We start from the raw sequence: 20,169 nt of genomic DNA, 5'->3' as shown, positions 1-20,169 counted from the left end.
CGCTCAGTCGCGCGCCTTGACCGGCACCGGAACCGGCGCCACCGCGATGCGGACGCGCTCGCCGTACTCCAGTCGGTCGTCGGCGGGATGCTGCAGCCGCACCAGGGCACCGTCGTCCGTGCGGACGAGGGTGCGGCGGATGCTGCCCAGGAAGGTGCTCTCCTCGACCACGGCGCCGATCCCGTCGCCCGCGCCGACGAGTCGCACGTTCTCGGGCCGCACGAGCGCGTCGACGGCGCCGTCGACAACGTCGCCGTGGACCGGCACGGAGGCGCCCCAGATCTCGACGGCACCGGCCGAGGCGACACCGGGGACCGCGCTGGAGAGCCCGACGAACCCCGCGACGTCGGGTGTGGCCGGCCGCAGGTAGAGGTCCTCGGGCGTACCGATCTGAGCGATGCGACCCGCCGCCATGACGGCGATGCGGTCGGACACCGCGAGCGCTTCCTCCTGGTCGTGGGTGACGAAGATCGTCGTGATCCCCAGGCGCAGCTGGATGCGGCGGATCTCATCGCGCAACTGCACGCGGACCTTCGCGTCGAGTGCCGACAGCGGCTCGTCGAGCAGCAGGACGCGGGGTTCGGTCACGAGGGCACGGGCGAGCGCGACACGCTGCTGCTGCCCACCGGAGAGCTGATGGGGGAAGCGGTCGGCGAGGTGGCCGAGGCCGACGAGGTCGAGGGCCTCGCCCGAACGGCGCCGGGCCGTGGCGGTGTCCACGCGTCGGCGGCGCAGGCCGAACGCCACGTTGTCGACCACGCGCAGGTGGGGGAACAGCGAATACGCCTGGAACACCATCCCGATGTCGCGCTTGTTCGTCGGCACCCGCGAGACATCCGTCCCGCCGAAGGCGACGATCCCGTCGGTGGCGTCCTCCAAACCGGCGACGACACGCAGAGCGGTGGTCTTGCCGCATCCGGACGGGCCGAGCAGCGAGACGAACTCGCCGGGCGCGACGTCCAGGTCGACACCGTGCAGCACACGGGTCGGGCCGTAGTCCTTCACGATGCCGCGCAGCTCCACACGGGTCCCCTCGCTCGCGCCGGCGAGCAGGGTGTTGTCGGCCGTCCGGGGGAGGGCCCGGGCGGTGGGGGTGGGGTCGAGGGTCACGGGGTCTTCCTTCCGGTGCCGACGCGTCCTGCGCGGCCGATGACGAGGAGCAGGACGAAGGCGAAGGCCAGCGCCAGCAGGGTGAAGATCGCTGAGGCCCAGGCATCCTGCTTGTTGATGACGACGAGGCCCGTCTGCAGCACCTGACGGTTCAGGAGCGACGCGATGGTGAATTCGCCGAGGACGACGGCGACGGAGATGAGGGATGCCGCGAGCAGCCCCTGCCGCAGGTTCGGCGCCACCACGCGCACCAGGACGGTCGGCCATCCCGCGCCGAGCGTGCGCGCCGCCTCGGTCAGCGTCGCGAGGTCGACGGCGTCGATCGCGGCCTGGATCGAGCGGTAGGCGAAGGGCAGGACCAGGACGCCGTAGGCGAAGGCGAGCGTCCACGCGCCGGTACCGAAGGTGCGGCCGATCTGCAGGTAGATCGGCGCGAGACCCACGACGAGGACGATCGCGGGGATCGTGATGGGAAGGAGCGCGAGGAACTCGAAGGTGCGGCGCAGCCGGGGGAACCGGAGGTTCACGAGGACCATCGTGGGCGCGAAGACGAACAGGACGACCCCCACCGTCACGGTCGCCAGGATGAGGGAGTTGACCAGGCCGGTCCACACCGGTCGGTAGGTCGCCGCGCGGGCCGGGTCGAACAATGCCGCCCAGCGGTCGAGGGTGAGGGAGCCGTCAGCTGCGGTGAGGGTGAACAGCGCCGTTGCGACGAAGGGGACGGCGAAGACGAGCCCGACGACGAGCCCGATCGTCCAGCGCGTCGCCCTCGAGGGAGCCAGCGTCGCCGGGCTCACGACCGCCACCGGGCGGCGCGGCGCTGGATGAGGGCGTAGGCGACCATCACGACCGCGACGACGACGATCATGCCGAGGGCGAGTGCCCCGGCGAGATTCTCGCGACCGAGCACGGTTTCACTTGTGAGGGCGGTGCGGATCTGCAGCGGGACGATCTGGGATCCCTGGCTGGCGAGGGCGGCCGCCGTCGCATAGGACGAGAACGCATTGGCGAACAGCAGCAGGAAGCTGGCGAGGAAGGACGGGGCGAGCACCGGCATCCCGATCTGCGGCCAGAAGCTGCGCAGCGTTCCGCCGAGTGTGAGGTGCGCCTCGAGCCACTGGGGCTTCAGCGCCGACAGCGCCGGCATGAACGTGATGACCATGAGGGGCACCTGGAAGATGACGTAGGCGGGGATGAGGCCGGGGAGCGCGTAGATCCAGGCGCCGTCTGCGAAGATCTGCAGCCCGAAGAGGTCGCTGAGCAGACGCGTCACGACCCCCTGCGTCCCGATGGTCGCGATGAGGACGAAGGCCAGCATCACGCCGCCGAACTGCGCGAGCACCCCGGATGCCGCATCCACCGTCGTGCGGACGATTCCGGTCTCGGAGAGACCGAGCATCGCGAAGCAGACGAGTCCGCCGACCACGGCGCCGATGGCGGCGGTGAGCAGCGAGACCCAGGTCGAGTTCGCGAAGGTCGTCAGGACCACGGGATCGACGAGCGCGGCGATGTTGTCGCCGGTGAGGGCTCCCGACCCATCGACGAACCCGGTCGCGAGTGCGAGGACGGTGGGCAGGACCAGGAACAGGGCCAGGTAGGCGGCGAAGGGGGCGAGCCCGAGCCACGACCAGTCGATGCGGCGCCGCCCACGAGGGGCCGGAGCGTGCTGCTCCGACCCCTCGGGTGCGCCGAGCGGGGAATCCGTCGCCGGGCCCCCCGCCGGTGCGGTCGTCGTCACTGGACCGCGGCGGCCCAGTTCGCGCCGAGCAGCTCGCCGGCAGCGGTCGACTGCGCCTCGGTCGGCACCACGGTCTCGGCCGGGGCCTCGGGGAGCGCGGCGGCGAGGTCGGCGTCGATCGTGCCGGCGTCGGTCATCGCCTCCATGCGAACGGGACGTGCGCCGCCCTTCAGCCACAGGTTCTGCACCTCGTCGCTGTACAGGAACTCCTGCCACAGTCGGGCCGCGGCCGGGTTCGGCGCGTCGACGTTGATGGCCTGGTTGTAGTACCCGGCGTAGCCGACGCCGTCGAAGACCACCGTCTCCCAGGTGGGGACGTCGGCCTTGTGCGCGGCGTTGAGGTAGTCCCAGTCGAAGACGACCGGCGTCTCGCCGCTCGCGACCGTCGCGCTCGTGACGTCGAGCTTGAGCATGTTGCCGGCCTTGTTCAGCTCGCTGAAGAAGTCGATGCCGGGCTGGAAGTCGTCGAGCGTGCCGCCGGACTGCACCGCCGCGAGGCCGACGGCGGCGAAAGCCGCGCCCGCCTGTGTGGGGTCGCCGTTGATCGCGACCGAACCGCGGTACTCGTCGCCGAGCAGATCATCGAGCTCCGCGGGGGCGTCGAACTTCGCGGAGTCGTAGCCGACCGACATGTAGCCGCCGTAGTCGCCCACGAACAGGCCGGTGGGCTCCTTCAGCGCGTCGGGGATCTCGTCCCAGGTCTGCACCTTGTAGGCCGCGAAGCGATCGGTGTTCTGGAGGGCGACAGTGAGGCCGAGGTCGAAGACGTCCGGGGCGGTGTCGAGGCCCTCGTTCGTCTCGGCGGCCGTGATCTCCTCGGCGCTCGAGATGTCGGGGGACTGCTCGTTGATCGTGATCTCGGGGTACCGGTCGGCGAACAGGTCGAGGATCTCGCCGTAGTTCGCCCAGTCGCGGGGCAGCGCGATGACGTTGAGGTTGCCTTCGGCCTTCGCCGCGGCCTCGAGGTCGGCGAACGAGCCGAAGTCGGCGACGCTGGTCGCGGTGGCCGCCGCGGAGCCCTCGCCGGCGGCGTTCTCGGCGTCGGGGCTGCCGGCGCAGGCCGCCAGCGACAGCGCGGCGATGGTGGTGAGGCCGACGGCGACGGACGCGCGGCGCGGGAACAGACGGGACATGCGATTCCTCTCGGGTGGTCCTGCGCGTGCACATGAGCGCTGCGCGCAGGGGGACGAGGGGAAGCTACGACCGCCGGATGGACCCGCGGCCCCCGGCGGATGAACGGCCGGTGACCGTCGGGGAACGGGTGGGCGCTCAGTGCTCCGGGTCGGTCTGGCGGACGATCGGAATCGCGTTGGTGAACGTCGACGCGCGGCGCTCGGCCTCGACGCTCCCCGTGAACAGACCGTCGTGAGGGCGGGTCTCGGTGTCCTCGCCCGGCGCGGCACCAGCGTCATCCGTCATCCGCACCCGCTGCACGGGCAGCGCGTCGGGCATGGTGCGCTGCACCCACGTCACCATGGCCTCCCGGACCAGGCAGCGCAGATCGAAGAGCGTGGGCGCGTCCTTCGCGGTCACCAGGATGCGGACCCGCACGTAGCCGGCGACCGCGTCGGTCACCTGCAGCACAGCGGTGCGGCCGTCCCAGAGGTCGGTTCCCGCTACGATCTCGTGCAGGTGCTCTCGCATCCGCTCGGGCGAGACGTTCCAGTCGAGGTCCATCTCGACGGCGCCCAGCAGCTCCGATCCGCGGCGGGTCCAGTTCTCGAACGGGGTGGTCGTGAAGTACGTGCACGGCAGGACGAGCCGGCGGTCGTCCCAGAGGTCGAGGACGACGTAGCTCAGGGTGATCTCGCCGACGCGGCCCCACTCGCCGTCGGCCACGACCACGTCGTCGACGCGCAGCGAGTCGCTGAAGACGATCTGGAGCCCGGCGAACACGTTGGCGAGGACGGACTGCGCCGCCAGTCCCGCGACGACCGAGGCGATGCCGGCCGAGGCCAGGACGCTCGCACCGACCGCCCGCACCGAGTCGAAGGTCAGCAGGACCGCCCCGATCCCGATGATCACGATGATCGCGATCGCGAGGCGCCGCACGACGAGGGTCTGCGTACGGATGCGGCGGGCCACCCGGTTGTCGGGCACGTCGATCCGATAGCGGCCGAGCGCGATGTCGGTGGCGACGACCACGAGCGAGGCGAGCAGCCAGGCGCTCGCCGCGATGATCGCGATGGTGAGGATCCGCGACAGGATGCCGCCCCACGTCTCATCGGGGAATGCCACCCGGACGGCGACCCAGAGCGCTGTGACCAGCACGAGCATCCGGAACGGCGCGCGCGACTGCCGGCTGAGCACGCCGGCCCATCGCCGGCGGCGCGCGATGATCGCCAGCACGATCGACGCGATCACGGCGGCGACGGCGGCTGCGGCGACGGCGATGAGGACCGCGACCCCGAACTGCGTCCATTGATCCCACACAGGCTGATCCTTCCGATCGAGGAGTCAGCCACGATACGACGAGCGCCCGGCCGAAACCGAGCGCTTGCCGAACGTGCGGGGTGCCGTGTTAGGGGGCCAGGCGTGTCGGTCCGCGGAAGAGGTACGTGACCTCGCGGATCGACTCCTGGCCGAGCAGCAGCATCAGCACACGGGCGAGGCCCATGCCGAAACCGCCGTGGGGCGGCGCGCCGAAGCGGAAGAAGTCGAGGTAGAAGTCGAGGTGCTCGGGGTCGAGCCCCTTCTCCTTCGCCTGCTCGATCAGGACGTCGACGCGGTGCTCGCGCTGCGCACCCGTCGTGATCTCGACGCCGTTGAACAAGAGGTCGTACGACTTCGTCAACCCGGTCGCCTCGTCGCGCATGTGGTAGAACGCGCGGATCTCGGGGTGGTAGTCGGTGATGAAGACGAACTGGTGGCCGTAGGTCTCCTGCACGTGCGCCGCGATCTGCCGCTCGCCCTCGGGGTCGAGGTCGCCGTCGGTGCGGGGGATCTGGTAGCCGCGTGCCGCGACGATCTCGCGTGCCTCGGCGAGCGGGATGCGCGGGAACGGCAGTTCGGGGACGACCACGTCGATGTCGAAGAGCGCCTTGATCTCGTCGCCGTGCTTGTCGGCGACGGCGCGGATGGCGGTCTGCAGGAGCTCCTCCTGCATCCGGGCGACGTCCTCGTGCGAGTCGATCCAGCTGATCTCGGCGTCGATCGAGGTGAACTCGGTCGCGTGGCGCGAGGTGAACGAGGGGTCGGCGCGGAAGGCGGGGGCGATCTCGAAGATCTTGCCGAAGCCGGCGACCTGGGCCATCTGCTTGAAGAACTGGGGGCTCTGCGCGAGGTACGCGGTCTTGTCCTCGAAGTAGGGCACTTCGAACAGCTCGGCGTTGGACTCGGACGGCGACGCCATGAGCTTCGGGGAGTGGACCTCGATGTAGTCGCGCTCGACCCAGTACGTGCGCATCGCGTGCTCGAGGGTCGTCTGCACCCGGAAGACCAGGTTGTTGCGGCGCTGTCGCAGGTCGATGAAACGCCAGTCCATGCGCTTGTCGAGGCCGGAGTCGGCCGCGATGGGCGTCTCGGGCAGCGCGGCTGCGGCGATGTCGAGCCCGCCGATCTTGATCTCGACGCCGCCGAGCTTCACGCGCTCGTCGTGCTTGAGCTCGCCCGTCGCCGTCAGGAAGGTGCCGGTGGAGAGGTTCGAGATCAGGTCGGTCAGGGCGAGAGCCGCGGCATCCTGCTCGCTGCCGTCCTCGGCGGGGCGCGTGGCCGGGTTCACGAGCTGCACCGCGCCGGTCTCGTCGCGGAGGATGACGAACTGCACCTTCTTCTGATCGCGGACGGTCTCGACCCATCCGGAGACCGAGACGGGACCGTCTTCACGGGACTGCAGCTGCTGGACGAGGGTGCGTTCACTCACGAGGGACGAGTCTACGCGGCGCCCAGGAGACGCAGAGTCGGGTCCGCCTAGGCTGGAGCGACACAGGGGGCCCGGCCGGGCATCCGATCACCGAGCGCAAGAGAGCACCCGATGACCGACTTGTTCCACGCCGCGTCCGGTTCCGGCGGCGGCTCGTGGTTGTCCGCGCTCGCGGACTGGCTCGTGACCCTGATGGAGACCATCGGTCCGATCGGAGCGGCGATCGCCGTCGGTCTCGAAAGCCTCTTCCCGCCGATCCCCAGCGAAGCCGTGCTGCCCGTGGCGGGTCTCGCCGCGTCGCGGGGCTCGTTCACCCTCGCCGAGGCGATCGGCTGGACGACGGTCGGTTCGGTCGTCGGCGCCTACCTCCTCTACGGCCTCGGTCGGGTGCTCGGCGCGGAACGCCTCACCCGCGTCGCCGAGAAGATGCCCCTCATGAAGGGGGAGGACGTCACCAAGACCGTCGCGTGGTTCGAGCGCCACGGTCCCGCCGCCGTCTTCTTCGGTCGGATGCTGCCCCTGTTCCGGAGCCTCATCTCGATCCCCGCGGGCGTCTCGAAGATGCCCTGGTGGACCTTCGGACTCCTCACCGCGGCGGGAAGTCTCATCTGGAACTCCCTCTTCGTGCTCGCGGGATTCTTCCTCGGGGAGAACTGGCACATCGTCGAGGAGTACGCGGGCGTCTTCCAGAACGTCGTGATCGCCATCGTCGTCCTCCTCGTAGCCTGGTTCCTCTTCGTCCGCATCCGCGCCGCCGTGCGCGAGCGGCGCTCAGGCCCTGCATAGGAGGCCCGCACGTAGACTGGAGGGGTGCCCGCCGCCCGCCTCCATCTCGTGCGCCACGGGGAGGTCCATAACCCCGAACGCGTGCTGTACGGACGCCTCCCGGGCTTCCACCTGAGCGACGACGGCCGCGGCATGGCACGTGCCGCCGCGGAGCACCTCCAGGCGCAGGGGCGACCGGTGAAGTCGCTGGTGTCCTCCCCGCTCGAGCGCGCGCGAGAGTCCGCCGCCCCCGTCGCGGAACTGTTCGGCCTCACCCCCGTCATCGACGCGCGGGTCCTCGAGCCGACCAACGTCTTCGAGGGCAAGCGGATGCGGAGTGCCCTCCGCAATCCGCTCAACTGGTGGCACCTGCGCACCCCCGCCCTCCCGAGCTGGGGCGAGGCATACCTCGAGGTCGTCGAGCGGATGCAGGCGGCGATGCGCGACGCCTGGAACCGCACGCCCTCCGGTGACGCGGTCATCGTCTCGCACCAGCTGCCGATCTGGATCACGCACCTCTCCGTCGCGGGACTGCCCCTGCGGCACGACCCCCGTCGCCGGCGTTGCGAGCTGTCGAGCATCACGAGTTTCGAGCTCTCGGGCGACGTCTGGCGCGAGGTCGACTACGCCGAGCCGGCCGCGACCGCGGGCGCGGTGGACGTGGGGGCCGTATGAGGCGCCGCATCCTCGGGGCACTCGCGGCCGTGACGCTCGTCGTCGGCCTCGCCGCGTGCTCGGGCCAGAACGACGATCTCGCGAACCTGTACCGCGAGGGCAACACGCAGGGCTTCATCTCCAGCGACGGGCGCGTCGAGACGATCCCGGCCGCGGAACGCGGCGAGGCGCTTACGTTCACCGGGACCGCCGTCGACGGGTCGACGATCTCGAGTGATGACTTCGCCGGCGACGTCGTCGTGCTGAACTTCTGGTACGCCGCGTGCGGTCCGTGCCGAGCCGAGGCGCCGGTGCTCGAGGAGACCTTCCAGGACACGAAGGCGGACGGCGCGCAGTTCCTCGGCGTCAACATCTACGACGGACCCGAGCAGGCGACCTCGTTCGACGAGACCTACGGGATCACCTACCCCTCGATCCTCGCCCGCGGGGACGTCGACCTGAAGCTCGCTTTCGCGGACTGGACCTCACTGCAGGCGGCGCCGACGACACTCGTCGTCGACCGCGAGGGCCGCGTCGCCGCGCGACTGTTCGGCCAGCTGCCGGATGCGACGACGCTCCGCGACCTCGTCGAGGACACCCTGGCGGAGAAGCAGTGAACCCCGGCGCGGTCGTCGCCGACGGGGCGCTCTGGATCGCGATCCCGATCGCCGCGCTCGCCGGTCTCGTCTCGTTCCTCTCGCCGTGCGTCCTGCCGCTCGTCCCCGGCTACCTCGGGTTCCTCGGCGGCGCCATGACCCCGCGAGACGGTCGACGGATGCCGGTGGCCCGGGATGCGGCATCCGGTGCCGGCGTCGCCACGGCGACCGCGGCACCCGCCCGCCCCACCGTGGGACGGGGCCGGCTCCTGGTCGGCGTGCTGCTGTTCATCGCCGGCTTCACGGTCGTCTTCCTCTCGATGGGGGTGTTCGCCGGCAGCCTCGGACGACTCTTCCTGCAGTACGAGGAGGTCATCACGCGCGTGCTCGGCGCCGTCGTCATCGTCATGGGACTGATCTTCGTGGGCGTGTTCGGCCTCGCGCAGCGCACCTACCGACCGCAGTTGACGCAGAACCTGGGTCTGGTCGGGGCGCCCCTGCTCGGCGTCGCGATGGGCGTCGGGTGGGCGCCCTGCATCGGCCCGACGCTCGCGACGATCCTCAGCATGGCCTACAGCCAGGCCGATCCGACGCGGGCGGGGCTCCTGGCCGTCGCGTACTCGCTGGGCCTCGGCGTGCCGTTCATCCTGCTGGCGCTCGGCGCGTCGTGGGCGACGCGGTCGGTCGCGTTCATCCGTCGGCACATCCGCGTCGTGAACATCATCGGCGGTGTCATGCTCGTGCTCCTCGGCGTCCTCATGGTGACGGGTCTGTGGACCTCGCTGATGGCCTCGTTCCAGGGGGTGGTGGCCGGTGTCCCGACGTTCCTCTGACGCCCGCGCGGACGTCGTCGACGGCCCGCTCCGTCCCGGCGATCACCTCGACCGCACCGAGGACCGCCTCGACCCGGCTGTCCGGGGGCGCGACGAGTCCGAGGCCATGGCCCAGCCTGCGCTCGGATTCGTCGGGTGGGTGCGGTGGGGTTGGCGCCAGCTGACGAGCATGCGGACGGCCCTCGTCCTCCTGCTGCTGCTCGCGATCGCGGCCATTCCGGGCTCGCTGGTCCCGCAGCGCAGCGCCGACCCGAACGGCGTCACGCAGTGGCGGGCCACCAACCCCGATCTGTACCCGACGTTCGACGCGCTCCAGCTGTTCGACGTGTACACCTCGGTGTGGTTCTCCGCGATCTACATCCTGCTGTTCATCTCGCTGATCGGCTGCGTCCTGCCGCGGACGAAGCACCACTGGAAGGCGCTGCGCGCCCGCCCGCCCCGCACCCCCGCGCGGCTGTCGCGGTTGGCCGACCACGCCGAGACCACGGTCGCGGTCCCCGAGGGAGAGGATGCCGCGGGTCACGCCGCGCACGCCGTCGACCTCGCCGAGGCGCAGCTCCGCTCGGCGCGCTATCGGGTCGAGCGCTACGACAGGGGCGGCGTCGCCTCGGTCTCGGCCGAGCGCGGCTATCTGCGCGAGACGGGGAACCTGGTCTTCCACGGCGCGCTCGTGGGCGTGCTGCTGTCCGTCGGCATCGGGGGCGGCTTCACCTACACCGGGCAGACCGTGATCACCGAGGGCGACGGCTTCGTCAACTCCCTCGGTCTCGGGTACACGTCCTTCAATCCCGGCAGGTTCGTCGACACCGAGGCGCTGACCCCGTACTCCATCACCCTCGACCGGTTCGATGTGACGTACGCGCCGGGCTCGGGCCAGGCGGGCGACTTCGCCGCCCACGTGACCACCCGCTTCCCGGGCCAGGAGCCCGAGGACCAGGTGATCGAGGTGAACCACCCCATCACGATGGCCGGTGACCGCGTGTACCTGATGGGCAACGGCTACGCCCCGACGATCACCGTGCGCAACGGCGAGGGCGACGTGGTGTTCAGCGAGTCCGTCCCGTTCCTGCCGCAGAGCGCGACGATGACCTCGCAGGGCGTCGTCAAGATCCCCGACACCGGCGGCGAGCAGCTCGGCATGGTCGGGTTCTTCTACCCCACGGTCGCCGAGCTCGACACCGGCGCGCTGACCTCCGCCTACGGCGACCTGCTCGACCCCCGTCTCACCTTCTTCGTCTACGAGGGCGACCTCGGCATCGACGACGGCACGCCCCGCTCGGTCTACGCGCTCGACACCGACGGCATGACCGAGATCGCGGGCCGCAACGCCGACGCCCCGTCGCTCCAGCTCTCCCCGGGCCAGACGGTCGACCTTCCCGGCGGGCGCGGGACGGTGACCTTCGAGGACGCGCGGAGCACCGGCGCACCCGAGTCGGTCAAGCGCTACATCTCGCTGTCGATCCACAACGACTCCAGCGCGACGTGGGTTCTCGTCTTCGCGATCCTCGCGATGCTCGGCCTGTTCACGGCGCTGTTCGTGCCGCGCCGGCGTATGTGGGTGAAGGCGACGCCCGACGGCGACGAGGTGCGGATCGAGTACGCGGGCCTGGCCCGCGGTGAGGACCCCGCGATCGCCGTCGCGGTCGCCGACCTCGCCCGACGCCACGGTGACGCGCTCGGCGACCAACCGGCATCCGCCCCGGTCAGCCCGGCGAACGTAGACTGAAACCACCCATCTCCTCCGGAGGACCCCATGTCGTTCGATGACATCTCCGTCCTGCTGTTGTGGACCGCGATCGCGGTCTACACGCTCGGCTTCCTCGCCTTCACCGTCGACCTCGCGCGCCGTTCCGAGCTCGCGATCGTCGCGCAGGACGCCAAGGCGCAGGCGCGCACCCTCGTCGCGGCCGGCGGCGGTCAGACGATCGACGAGATCCGCGCCGAGGAGGCCGCCGCCAAGGTCGCCCTCGAGGCCGCCCCGTCGCAGCGCGGGCGGTTCCTGTTCGCCCGCCTCGGCGTCGTGCTGACGACGATCGCGTGGCTGTTCCACCTCGGTGCCGACATCACCCGCGGCATCGCCGCCGGTCGCGTGCCGTGGTCGAACAACTACGAGTTCGCCCTCACCGGCACCCTCCTTGTCGTCGCCGTCTTCCTCGGCGTGCTCGTGAAATACGACCTGCGCTTCCTCGGCGCCTTCATCAACGGGCTCATCGTCGTCCTGCTCGGCGGCGCCGCGCTCGCGTACTACGTCGAGGTCGTGCCGCTGTCCGACCCGCTCAAGAGCGTCTGGCTCGTCATCCACGTCTTCGTCGCGTCGCTCGCCTCGGCGTTCCTGGCGATCGCCTTCGCCCTGTCGGTGGTGCAACTCCTGCAGTCGCGACGCGAGCGGATGGCGCTGGCCGCGGTGGGGACGGATGCCGCGCCGCGCACCCGGCTGCCGTTCCTGCGGACCCTCCCGAGCGCCGACGTGCTCGAGTCGCTCGCCTACCGGTTCGCCATCATCGGCTTCGTCCTGTGGACCTTCACGCTGATCGCGGGCGCCATCTGGGCCAACGACGCGTGGGGCCGTTACTGGGGCTTCGACACCAAGGAGGTCTGGACCTTCGTGATCTGGGTCGTGTACGCCGGGTACATCCACGCCCGCGCGACGCGCGGCTGGCGCGGCACCCGATCGGCCTGGCTGTCGATCGTCGGCTTCACGGCGGTGCTGTTCAACTTCACGATCGTGAACCAGTTCTTCCAGGGCCTGCACTCCTACAGCGGCCTGCCCAGCTGACCCCGTGACCGAACTCGCTCCGACCGTCGTCACCTACCCCGACGGTGCGCTCACCGGTTCGTCCACCGTCACCCACGTCACGCCCCTCGCCGACGGGCGGACGGGGGTCGTGCTCGACAGCACACCCTTCCACCCCGTCGACACGGCGTGGCCCGACCAGCCCGCCGACACCGGCATCCTGAGCACCCCCGACGGGGATCTGCGCGTCGCGACCGTCGTGACCGGTGGAGTGTACGACGGCGACCTCGTCGTGGGTGAGGATCTGCCTGTCCGTACGGGGACGGAGGGATGGACCTTCGTGGTCGTCCACGTCGTCGACGGCGCCGCGCCGGCAGTGGGCACCGCCGTGGACGCACAGGTCGACGGCGGTCTGCGCGCCGCGGTGTCGGCCGGGCACACGGCGTGCCACCTCGCCTCGCTCGCCCTGGACGCGGCTCTCGCCGACGCCTGGAAGAAGGACGTCCCGACGGATGCCGCGGGTCACCCGGCGTTCGACATGCTGGCGATCCAGACCTCCCGCATCACGGAGTACGGCTCGACCGACGTGTATCGCATCGGCAAGTCGCTGCGCCGGAAGGGGTTCGATACCGCCGTGTTCGACGATCTGCGCGCCGTCGAGGCGCGGGCGAACGCGACGCTGGCCGGCTGGGCGGGAGCGCCCGGAGCCATCGGGATCCACCGTGAGGACACCACCCTCGCGGGGCGTCGCACGTGGCGATGCGAGCTCCCCGAGGGGACGGTCGAGCTGCCGTGCGGCGGCACCCATCTCTCCTCGCTCGCGGAGATCGAGGCGATGAGCATCGCGCTCGAGGCGGCCGAGGTCCCCGGCGGCGTCGAGCTGACGATGACCACCGTCATCCGCGTCGCCCCCTGACCCGCGCCGGCATCCGCACGCGGGTCAGGTCGCGGCTCAGGCGGGCTGGGTGAGCACCGCGCGGGCCGACGTGGAGCGGTGCCGTGCAACAGCCAGGACGCTCGCCGCGACGGCCAGGACGGTCCAGATGACGAGGGCGATCGCGGCGGGGGCGCCGCCCCCGGCATCCGTCAACGACGCCAGCATCGCGGTGTAGGCCGGAGCCGTCGGCAGGAGCCCGGCGATGTCGAGAAGCGTGCCCGGAACGGTCGAGACGATTCCCGTCGCGACGGCCAGGACCCCGACGAGGACCGACACCCAGCGGCCGACGCCGCCGAACAGGGCGACGAGCGCGTGGTTCACCGCTGCGAAGGCGACCCCGGCGAGGACGCACATCGCCGCGAACAGCGCCCACGCGCCCAGGTCGTACCCGGCGGCGAGCTGGACGACCGTGGCGACGAGCACACCCTGCAGGGCGCCGACCGCGGCTCCCGGCGCCAGTGCGCGCAGCGCGAGGGCCGCGGACGACCGCCGCGACGAGAGCGCCGTGCGCGGGATCGCCTGCAGCACGACGAACGATGCGAGTCCGCCGAACCAGAGCGCGAGGGTCGCCAGGAGCGGGACGGCGGACGCCCCGAAGATCGACGTCCCGGTGCCATCGGCGACGACGGGCTGGGCGACGACGGCCGCGAGGTCCTTCGCCTGCGAGTCGGTGTAGGTCGGCACCCCGTCGACGGCCTTGCCGAGGCCGCTCGCGAGGTCGCCGGTGCCGTCGGCGAGCTTGTCGACACCCGTCGACAGGTCACCCGCCCCCGTCGCCAGCGCACCCACGCCGTCGGCGAGCTGGTCGGTGCCGTCGGCGGCCGTGCCGGCGCCGGTGGCGAGGGCCTGGGCTCCCGTCGAGAGCTGCCCGGCACCCGAGGCGAGCTGGTCCGCACCGTCGGCGAGCTGATCCGCACCGCCCGCGAGCTGACGCACCCCCGTCGCTGCCGTCCCCGCGCCGTCCGCGAGGTCGGCGGCGCCCGTGGAGAGCTGCCCCGCGCCGCCGGCGAGCTGGTCGGCGCCGTCGGCGAGCTGGTCCATGCCGGTCGCGAGCTGCTGTGCGGCTGCGGCGGAGGTCTGCAGTCCCTGCGTCAGGGTCGGGCCGAAGTTCGCGAGCGTCTCGATGTCCTTCGCGAGCTGCTCCGCATCTCCGACGGTGTCCTGCAGGCCGGGGAGGGCGGCGGTCGCCTGGGTCGCGGCATCCGTCAGCGAGTCGCAGAGATCCTCGCCGGCGACCTCGGCATCGCAGGCCTCGGCGGCGGCGGAGATCGCCTGCACGGCGGCCGTCACGGCCTCGCGGTTCTGCGCGCCGTCGGAGGTCAGCGCCGTGATCCCGTCGACGATGTCGCTCGGGATGGCGGGGATCGCCGCGGTCTGCTGCGCAGCCTTCGTCAGGCCGTCGGCGAGCTCCTGCGTGCCGTCGGCGATCGGGCGGGCGCCGGCCGCCCACTCGTCGAGACCCTGGGAGGTCTGCGCGGCGCCGCCGGCGAGCTGGTCCGCGCCCTCCGCGAGCTGGTCGATGCCGTCCGCGGCGCTGTCCGCACCGTCGGCGAGGCCTCGGGCGCCATCGGCGATGCCGCTCGCGCCGGTGGCGAGCGACCCCGCTCCCGACGCGACGCCCGCCGCCCCGGACTGCAACTGCCGCACACCGTCGGCGAGCGAGTACCCGCCGTCGGCGGCGGTCGACGCGCCGTCGGCGAGCTGGGCGGCGCCGTCGGCCGCGCTGGTCGCGCCGTCGGCGAGCTGAGTCGCGCCGTCGGCGGCCTCTCCGAGCTGTTCGTTCAGGGTGGTGAACCCGAGGAACACGTTCTCGAGGTACGTCGTCGTGAGCTGTTCGCCGAGGACGGATGCCGCGGTGGTGGTCACCTGGTTGGTGATGGCGTCGTCGACGATGCGCGCGTCGGGGGAGGGCGTGAGCTCGATGGTCGCGCGTTCAGGGGTGCCGCCGGGGGCGGTCGAGGTGGCCGCAGCGGAGAAGTTCTTCGGGATGGTGACGATCGCGTCGTAGGTGCCGTCCTCGAGGCCCTCCGTGGCGTCCTCCGTGTTCGAGATGGTCCACGTCAGGTTGCTGTCGAGGTCGTCGGAGCCCTCGACGAGCCCGGCGGTGAGGAGCCGGCCGAGCGGGGTCGTCTGCCCGTTCACCTCCACCGGCTCGTCGTTGTTCACGATCGCGGTGTTCATCGCGTCGAGGCGCTCGGTCGGGTTGTAGAGCGCCGCGACGAGGATGCCGCCGATCACGGCCGGCAGCAGGAGCACGCCGAGGAGCGTGAGCCACGAGACGGGGCGTCGGGTCTGGGCACGTTCGATAGGGAGAGTCATGAGGGGATCACCTGGGTGTCGGCGTCGGTCGTGCGGGGGGTGGGGACGGTGAGGCGCAGCGTGTCGGGCTTCGGCCGGTAGGCGTCCGCGAGCAGGGCGCGGGCGGCGTCGAGATCGCGCGCCGAGGCGACGATCGTCAGTTCGCCGGCCTTGGCGGCGATCGCGTTCGCGGCGTCGCGCAGGAGGGCCGCGGCCTGGTCGCGGGACGCGCCCGTCAGGGTGTCGAGCCCTGCGATCACCACGAAGCGCGTGCGACCGGCGAGGGCGCGACGCAGCTCGGTCAGCGGGGCGTCGGCGCCGGCGAGGTCGGCGACCGACACGTGGGCGCGGACCCAGGCGGCGCGACCGGGCAGCAGGTGCCCCGAGACCCGGACGAGCCCGTCGGTCGGGTCGACGCGGCCCGCGACGGTCAGCAGGAAGGCGCGCGAGACGTGCGGGTCGTCGGCCGTCACGAGCAGCGTGCCGCCGTCCGCGAGCCGGGCGCTCGCACCCGAGAAGAGCACGAGGTCGCCGTCGGCGGTCTCGGCACGGACCTCGAGGTCGTCGGCCGCGAGTGCGCCGCGGTAGTCGGGCTCCGGCCAGTCGGCGTGGCTGCGTTCGTGCTCGACGGCCTCGCCCTCGATGTCGACCTTCGGGAGCAGGCGTCCGAGCCATCGCGGCATCCACCACGCCTTGTCGCCCAGCAGTGCCATCACGGCGGGGGTCAGCGTCATGCGGACGAGGAATGCGTCCACGGCGATGCCTACGGCGAGGCCCAGGGCGATCGGTTTGATCGAGCTGTCGCCTTCAGGGACGAACGCGGCGAAGACGGCGAACATGATGACGGCCGCGGCGACGACGACACGCGCCGAGGCGGTGAAGCCGCTCCGGACGGCGGCGACGGCGGTCTCGCGGTCCGCTCGCCCGCCGCGGGCGCGGACGGCGTGGACGAAGTCCTCCCGCATGCGCGAGACGAGGAAGACCTCGTAGTCCATCGCCAGTCCGAACAGCACCCCCATGAGGATGATCGGCATGAAGCTGATGACGGGGCCCGTCCGCGTGACGTGGAGGAGGTCGGCGAGCCAGCCCCACTCGAAGACCGCGGCGACCGCGCCGAAGGCGGCGAGGATCGACAGCAGGTAGCCGAGGGTCGCCTTGAGGGGCACCCAGATGGAGCGGAAGACGATCATCAGGAGGACGAAGGAGAGGCCGACGACGAAGATGCCGAAGGGCAGCAGGGCCGCGCCCAGCCGGTCGGAGACGTCGATGCCGACGGCGGTGTAGCCGGTCACCTTGAGGTCGACGCCGTATTCGTCCTGCCACTCGTCGTGGTGGGAGCGGAGCTCGCGGACGAGGTCGGCGGTCGCGGGGTCGTCGGGGGCCGTCGTCGGCACGATCTGGATGAGGCCGGTGTCGGCGGTCTCGTTCGGCGTCGCGAGCGCGACCCGCTCGACGCCGGGGATCGCCTCGACCTCCTTCTTCAGGTCGTCCATGAGGCCCAGCGGATCGGTCGACGTGACGATCGTCCCGGTCATGACGAGGGGACCGTTCGACCCCGCACCGAAGTACTCGGCGTTGAGGTCATAGGCCTGGCGTGCCTGGCTCGACGGGGGCTGGACGCCCGCGTTCGGCAGCGCGAGGTGCAGGCTCGCCGAGGGGATCGCCATGACGCCGAGACCGACGATGACCGCCACGGTCGCGATGATCGGATGCCGCGTCACGAGCATCACCCAGCGGTTCGGCGGCATGACCGCGGGCGCCGCGGGGGCGGCATCCGTGGTGCTCTCGGTCTCGCCCGCGTCGTCGGCGGCGTCCTCGGCGGTGTCCTTCGTGCGGCGGCGCGTCGGGATGCCGCGCTGCAGCATCCGTCCGCCCCAGCCGACCACGCGACCCTTTGCGAACCCGAGGAGCGCGGGTGTCAGGCTGACGGCGACGGCGACGGCGACCGCCACGGCGACGGCGGCGGCGATGCCCATGGTGGTCAGGAACGGGATGTTCGCGATGCTCAGACCGACGAGCGCGATCATGACCGTGACGCCCGCGAAGAGGACGGCCGAACCGGCGGTGCCCACGGCCCGGGCGGCGGATTCCTCGGGGTCCATGCCGGCACGCACCTGATCCTGATGGCGCGACACGATGAACAGTGCGTAGTCGATGCCGACGGCGAGGCCGAGCATCACCGCCAGCATCGGCGTGGTCGACGAGATCGTCGCGACGGAGGTCGAGAGGAAGATCAGGGCGATCGCGAGGGCGACCCCGATCAGCGCGCTGACGAGCGGGAACCAGGCCACGGCGAACGAGCGGAACGTCACGATGAGGACGAATAGCGCGACCAGCACGCCGACCACCTCGACGATCGACAGGGCGGGGATGGACGCCGCGAACAGGTCGCCGCCGAGCGCCGACTGCGACCCGTCGGGGAGCCGGTCGTGGAAGTCGGCCGCGGCCTTCTCGACCGCCGAGATCGTCGCATCGGACACCTCGGTCGACTGGCCGTCGAACTGCATCTGGATGAGAGCCGCGCGCTCGTCGTCGGAGACGAGGCCGTCGACCATCTCGTCGAACGGCGAGGTCGCCGAGGTGACACCGTCGATGTCGCCCAGCGTCGTCACGAGGTCGTCGATCTCGCCGCGCAGCGGCTGGTCCTCGACGGTCTCGCCCTCGGGCGCGACGACGATGAGCTGCGCGCTCGCGCCGCTGGCCTGCGGGAAGGTGCGGTTGAGCAGCTCGATGCCCTGCTGCGCCTCGGTGCCCGGGATCCCGAACGAGTTGTCGGTGCTCTTGGCGAACAGGGCGACCCCGCCGCCGACGATGCCGAGCAGGACGATCCAGGCGATGAGCACGCGCCACGAGTGACGGTAGGCCCATCGGCCGAGGGTGAAGAGGATGGTGGACACGGGCGCTCCTGGTCAGAGTCGGACGGTTTCGATACAGCGCTGTATCCAATACACATGTGTATCGTAGACCCGCACGTCGGTGCCGAGTCTGAGGGGTGGGTGTGAGATGGCGCGCAGTCGCGAGAACACGCGGGCCCGCCTGCTCGAGGCCGCTCACGAGGTCTTCGCCGAGGTCGGGCTCGATGCGGCATCCGTCGAGGCGATCTGCGAGCGTGCCGGCTTCACCCGCGGCGCGTTCTACTCGAACTTCGAGTCGAAGGACGAACTGTTCCTCGCGCTCATCCGCCAGCTCTCCGAGGACAAACTCGATGAGGTGTCGGTGCGGGTCCGCAGGCTGTCCGGTACCGACAGCCCTGTCGATCTCGTGCGGCAGATCGCCGACATGTCGCTCGCAGAGCGCATGGAACCGCAGTTGCTGAGCGAGGTCAGGACGCAGGCCCTCCGCGATCCGCGGCTGGCGGAGGCGTTCCTGGCGTGGCGTGCGCAGATGCTCGGGCGCATCGAGACGATCGTCCGCGACGTGAGCGAGCGCCACGGATTGCCCCTGCGAATGCCGGTGGCCGATGCGGCCGCGTTGCTGCTGGATGTGTCGGAGCAGTGCAGTGTGCAGGCGGCCCTCGAGCGGATGTCGGAGCGGCAGGCGAACCGCGCGATGCAGTCGCGCTTGGAGCAGCTGGTGCCGCTGCTGGTCGGCGCGACCTGAGTCCTCTCCGGCGTCCTATCCGGCGGCGAGGATCGCGTGGCAGCGTTCGAGCCGCGCGAGCCACCAGTCGCGCCGTTCCGGTGACGCGGCGTGAGCGCCGAGCAGCTCCGCGTCGGGGGTGACCCGCCCCACGGGCAACTCGCCGGAGCGGGGGCGGAGCGGGTCCGCCGTGACGTCGGCGGCGAGCAGCGACGCCGTGCCGAGTCCGCAGTCGAACTCGAGCTCGGGGAGCGCGGCGGCCAGGGCGACACCCATGGCGAGACCGACTGAGGTGTCGAGGGCGCTCGAGACGACAGCGGGCAGCCCGGCATCGGCCACCACCGCGAGCACGCGCCGCACGCCGCCGAGCGGCTGCACCTTCACCACGAGCAGGTCGGCTGCGCCGGCGCGGGCGACCGCGAGCGGGTCCGCCGCCTTGCGGACGCTCTCGTCGGCGGCGATCGGGATGTCCATGTAACGGATGCGGGCGCGCAGCTCCGCGAGCTCGGGCACTGTGGCGCACGGCTGCTCGACGTACTCGAGGTCGAACTCCGCGAGGGCATGGACCGCGTGCTCGGCCTCGTCGACGTTCCAGGCGCCGTTCGCGTCGACGCGGATGCGTCCCTCCGGACCCATCGCCGCGCGGACCGCCCGGACGCGGGCGACGTCGTCGGCGAGGGTCTGACCGGGTTCGGCGACCTTGATCTTCGCCGTGCGGCATCCGTCGAAGCGGGCGAGGACGTCGGGGACGGATGCCGCGGCCACGGCAGGCACCGTGGCGTTCACGGGGATCGTCTCGCGAACGGGGTCGGGTGCCTCCTCCCACCCGTACTCGATCGCGGCGGCCAGCCACGCGGCCGACTCGGTGTCGTCGTACTCCGGGAAGGGCGAGAACTCCGCCCACCCCTCAGGGCCCTCGAACAGCATCGCCTCGCGGACGAGGATGCCGCGGAACCGGGTGTGGAGGGGGAGGGCGACCACCCGCGCGCCGGTGCGCAGGTCGCTCAGCGGGGGCAGGTGCATGCCCCCATCCTGGTCCCGTCGCGGGTGATGACGCCCG

At 71.4% G+C, this 20,169-nt stretch carries 17 protein-coding genes; 8 read left to right on the top strand and 9 right to left on the bottom strand.

Annotated elements, in window-relative coordinates; genetic code table 11:
• Window positions 1–3: 3 nt before the first annotated feature.
• The 6 genes from ACIGEP_RS14970 to aspS all read right to left on the bottom strand — a co-directional run bounded on the left by ACIGEP_RS14970 (window position 4) and on the right by aspS (window position 6,713).
• Window positions 4–1,110, bottom strand: a complete 1,107-nt coding sequence (locus tag ACIGEP_RS14970) for an ABC transporter ATP-binding protein (RefSeq protein ID WP_396662422.1) — start codon at window positions 1,108–1,110, stop codon at window positions 4–6.
• Window positions 1,107–1,919, bottom strand: a complete 813-nt coding sequence (locus ACIGEP_RS14965; protein ID WP_396662421.1) for an ABC transporter permease — start codon at window positions 1,917–1,919, stop codon at window positions 1,107–1,109. The genes ACIGEP_RS14970 and ACIGEP_RS14965 overlap by 4 nt, the downstream gene beginning before the upstream one ends.
• Entirely contained in the window at window positions 1,907–2,851 is a 945-nt protein-coding gene (locus ACIGEP_RS14960; protein ID WP_396662420.1) for an ABC transporter permease, read from the bottom strand. The genes ACIGEP_RS14965 and ACIGEP_RS14960 overlap by 13 nt, the downstream gene beginning before the upstream one ends.
• Window positions 2,848–3,984: an ABC transporter substrate-binding protein gene (locus tag ACIGEP_RS14955; protein WP_396662419.1), complete on the bottom strand. Its 1,137-nt coding sequence runs from the start codon at window positions 3,982–3,984 to the stop codon at window positions 2,848–2,850. Before ACIGEP_RS14955 ends, ACIGEP_RS14960 begins: the two co-directional genes overlap by 4 nt.
• 136 nt (window positions 3,985–4,120) lie before the next feature.
• On the bottom strand, window positions 4,121–5,284 hold the full coding sequence (locus ACIGEP_RS14950; RefSeq protein ID WP_396662418.1) for a mechanosensitive ion channel family protein: 1,164 nt from the start codon (window positions 5,282–5,284) through the stop codon (window positions 4,121–4,123).
• Between the two features lie 88 nt (window positions 5,285–5,372).
• Entirely contained in the window at window positions 5,373–6,713 is a 1,341-nt protein-coding gene (gene aspS / locus ACIGEP_RS14945) for an aspartate--tRNA(Asn) ligase (RefSeq protein WP_396662417.1), read from the bottom strand.
• Window positions 6,714–6,824: 111 nt separating this feature from the next.
• Here aspS and ACIGEP_RS14940 point away from each other — a divergent pair, with 111 nt between their 5' ends.
• From ACIGEP_RS14940 to ACIGEP_RS14910, 7 genes are read left to right on the top strand one after another with little or no spacing between them, the layout of a single operon-like run.
• Window positions 6,825–7,499, top strand: coding sequence for a DedA family protein (locus ACIGEP_RS14940; protein ID WP_396662416.1), 675 nt, complete (start codon window positions 6,825–6,827; stop codon window positions 7,497–7,499).
• Between the two features lie 24 nt (window positions 7,500–7,523).
• On the top strand, window positions 7,524–8,153 hold the full coding sequence (locus ACIGEP_RS14935; RefSeq protein ID WP_396662415.1) for a histidine phosphatase family protein: 630 nt from the start codon (window positions 7,524–7,526) through the stop codon (window positions 8,151–8,153).
• The gene (locus ACIGEP_RS14930; protein WP_396662414.1) at window positions 8,150–8,749 is read left to right on the top strand and encodes a TlpA family protein disulfide reductase; all 600 of its coding nucleotides are present in this window, start codon (window positions 8,150–8,152) and stop codon (window positions 8,747–8,749) included. The genes ACIGEP_RS14935 and ACIGEP_RS14930 overlap by 4 nt, the downstream gene beginning before the upstream one ends.
• Window positions 8,746–9,561: a cytochrome c biogenesis CcdA family protein gene (locus ACIGEP_RS14925; protein WP_396662413.1), complete on the top strand. Its 816-nt coding sequence runs from the start codon at window positions 8,746–8,748 to the stop codon at window positions 9,559–9,561. Before ACIGEP_RS14930 ends, ACIGEP_RS14925 begins: the two co-directional genes overlap by 4 nt.
• Window positions 9,542–11,287 carry a cytochrome c biogenesis protein ResB gene (locus ACIGEP_RS14920; RefSeq protein WP_396662412.1) on the top strand — a complete coding sequence of 582 codons (1,746 nt, stop codon included), beginning with the start codon at window positions 9,542–9,544 and terminating at the stop codon, window positions 11,285–11,287. The genes ACIGEP_RS14925 and ACIGEP_RS14920 overlap by 20 nt, the downstream gene beginning before the upstream one ends.
• Before the next feature lie 27 nt (window positions 11,288–11,314).
• Window positions 11,315–12,337, top strand: coding sequence for a c-type cytochrome biogenesis protein CcsB (gene ccsB / locus ACIGEP_RS14915; protein ID WP_396662411.1), 1,023 nt, complete (start codon window positions 11,315–11,317; stop codon window positions 12,335–12,337).
• Between the two features lie 4 nt (window positions 12,338–12,341).
• A complete protein-coding gene (locus tag ACIGEP_RS14910; protein ID WP_396662410.1) occupies window positions 12,342–13,211 on the top strand; it encodes a metal-dependent hydrolase in 870 nt (289 codons plus the stop codon).
• A 36-nt stretch (window positions 13,212–13,247) separates the two neighbouring features.
• Here the strand turns inward: ACIGEP_RS14910 and ACIGEP_RS14905 are convergent, their stop codons facing one another.
• A complete protein-coding gene (locus ACIGEP_RS14905) occupies window positions 13,248–15,551 on the bottom strand; it encodes a YhgE/Pip family protein (protein WP_396662409.1) in 2,304 nt (767 codons plus the stop codon).
• Entirely contained in the window at window positions 15,548–18,427 is a 2,880-nt protein-coding gene (locus ACIGEP_RS14900) for an MMPL family transporter (protein WP_396662408.1), read from the bottom strand. The genes ACIGEP_RS14905 and ACIGEP_RS14900 overlap by 4 nt, the downstream gene beginning before the upstream one ends.
• A 106-nt stretch (window positions 18,428–18,533) precedes the next feature.
• Here ACIGEP_RS14900 and ACIGEP_RS14895 point away from each other — a divergent pair, with 106 nt between their 5' ends.
• A complete protein-coding gene (locus ACIGEP_RS14895) occupies window positions 18,534–19,130 on the top strand; it encodes a TetR/AcrR family transcriptional regulator (protein WP_396662407.1) in 597 nt (198 codons plus the stop codon).
• A 15-nt stretch (window positions 19,131–19,145) separates the two neighbouring features.
• On the opposite strand, the gene ACIGEP_RS14890 is transcribed toward ACIGEP_RS14895, so the two are convergent.
• A complete protein-coding gene (locus ACIGEP_RS14890) occupies window positions 19,146–20,132 on the bottom strand; it encodes an o-succinylbenzoate synthase (protein WP_396662406.1) in 987 nt (328 codons plus the stop codon).
• Between the last annotated feature and the right edge of the window lie 37 nt (window positions 20,133–20,169).

It is taken from the genome of Microbacterium sp. NPDC077663 (assembly GCF_044542795.1).
GTDB lineage: Bacteria > Actinomycetota > Actinomycetes > Actinomycetales > Microbacteriaceae > Microbacterium.
This window is presented reverse-complemented; position numbering and strand designations above follow the sequence as displayed.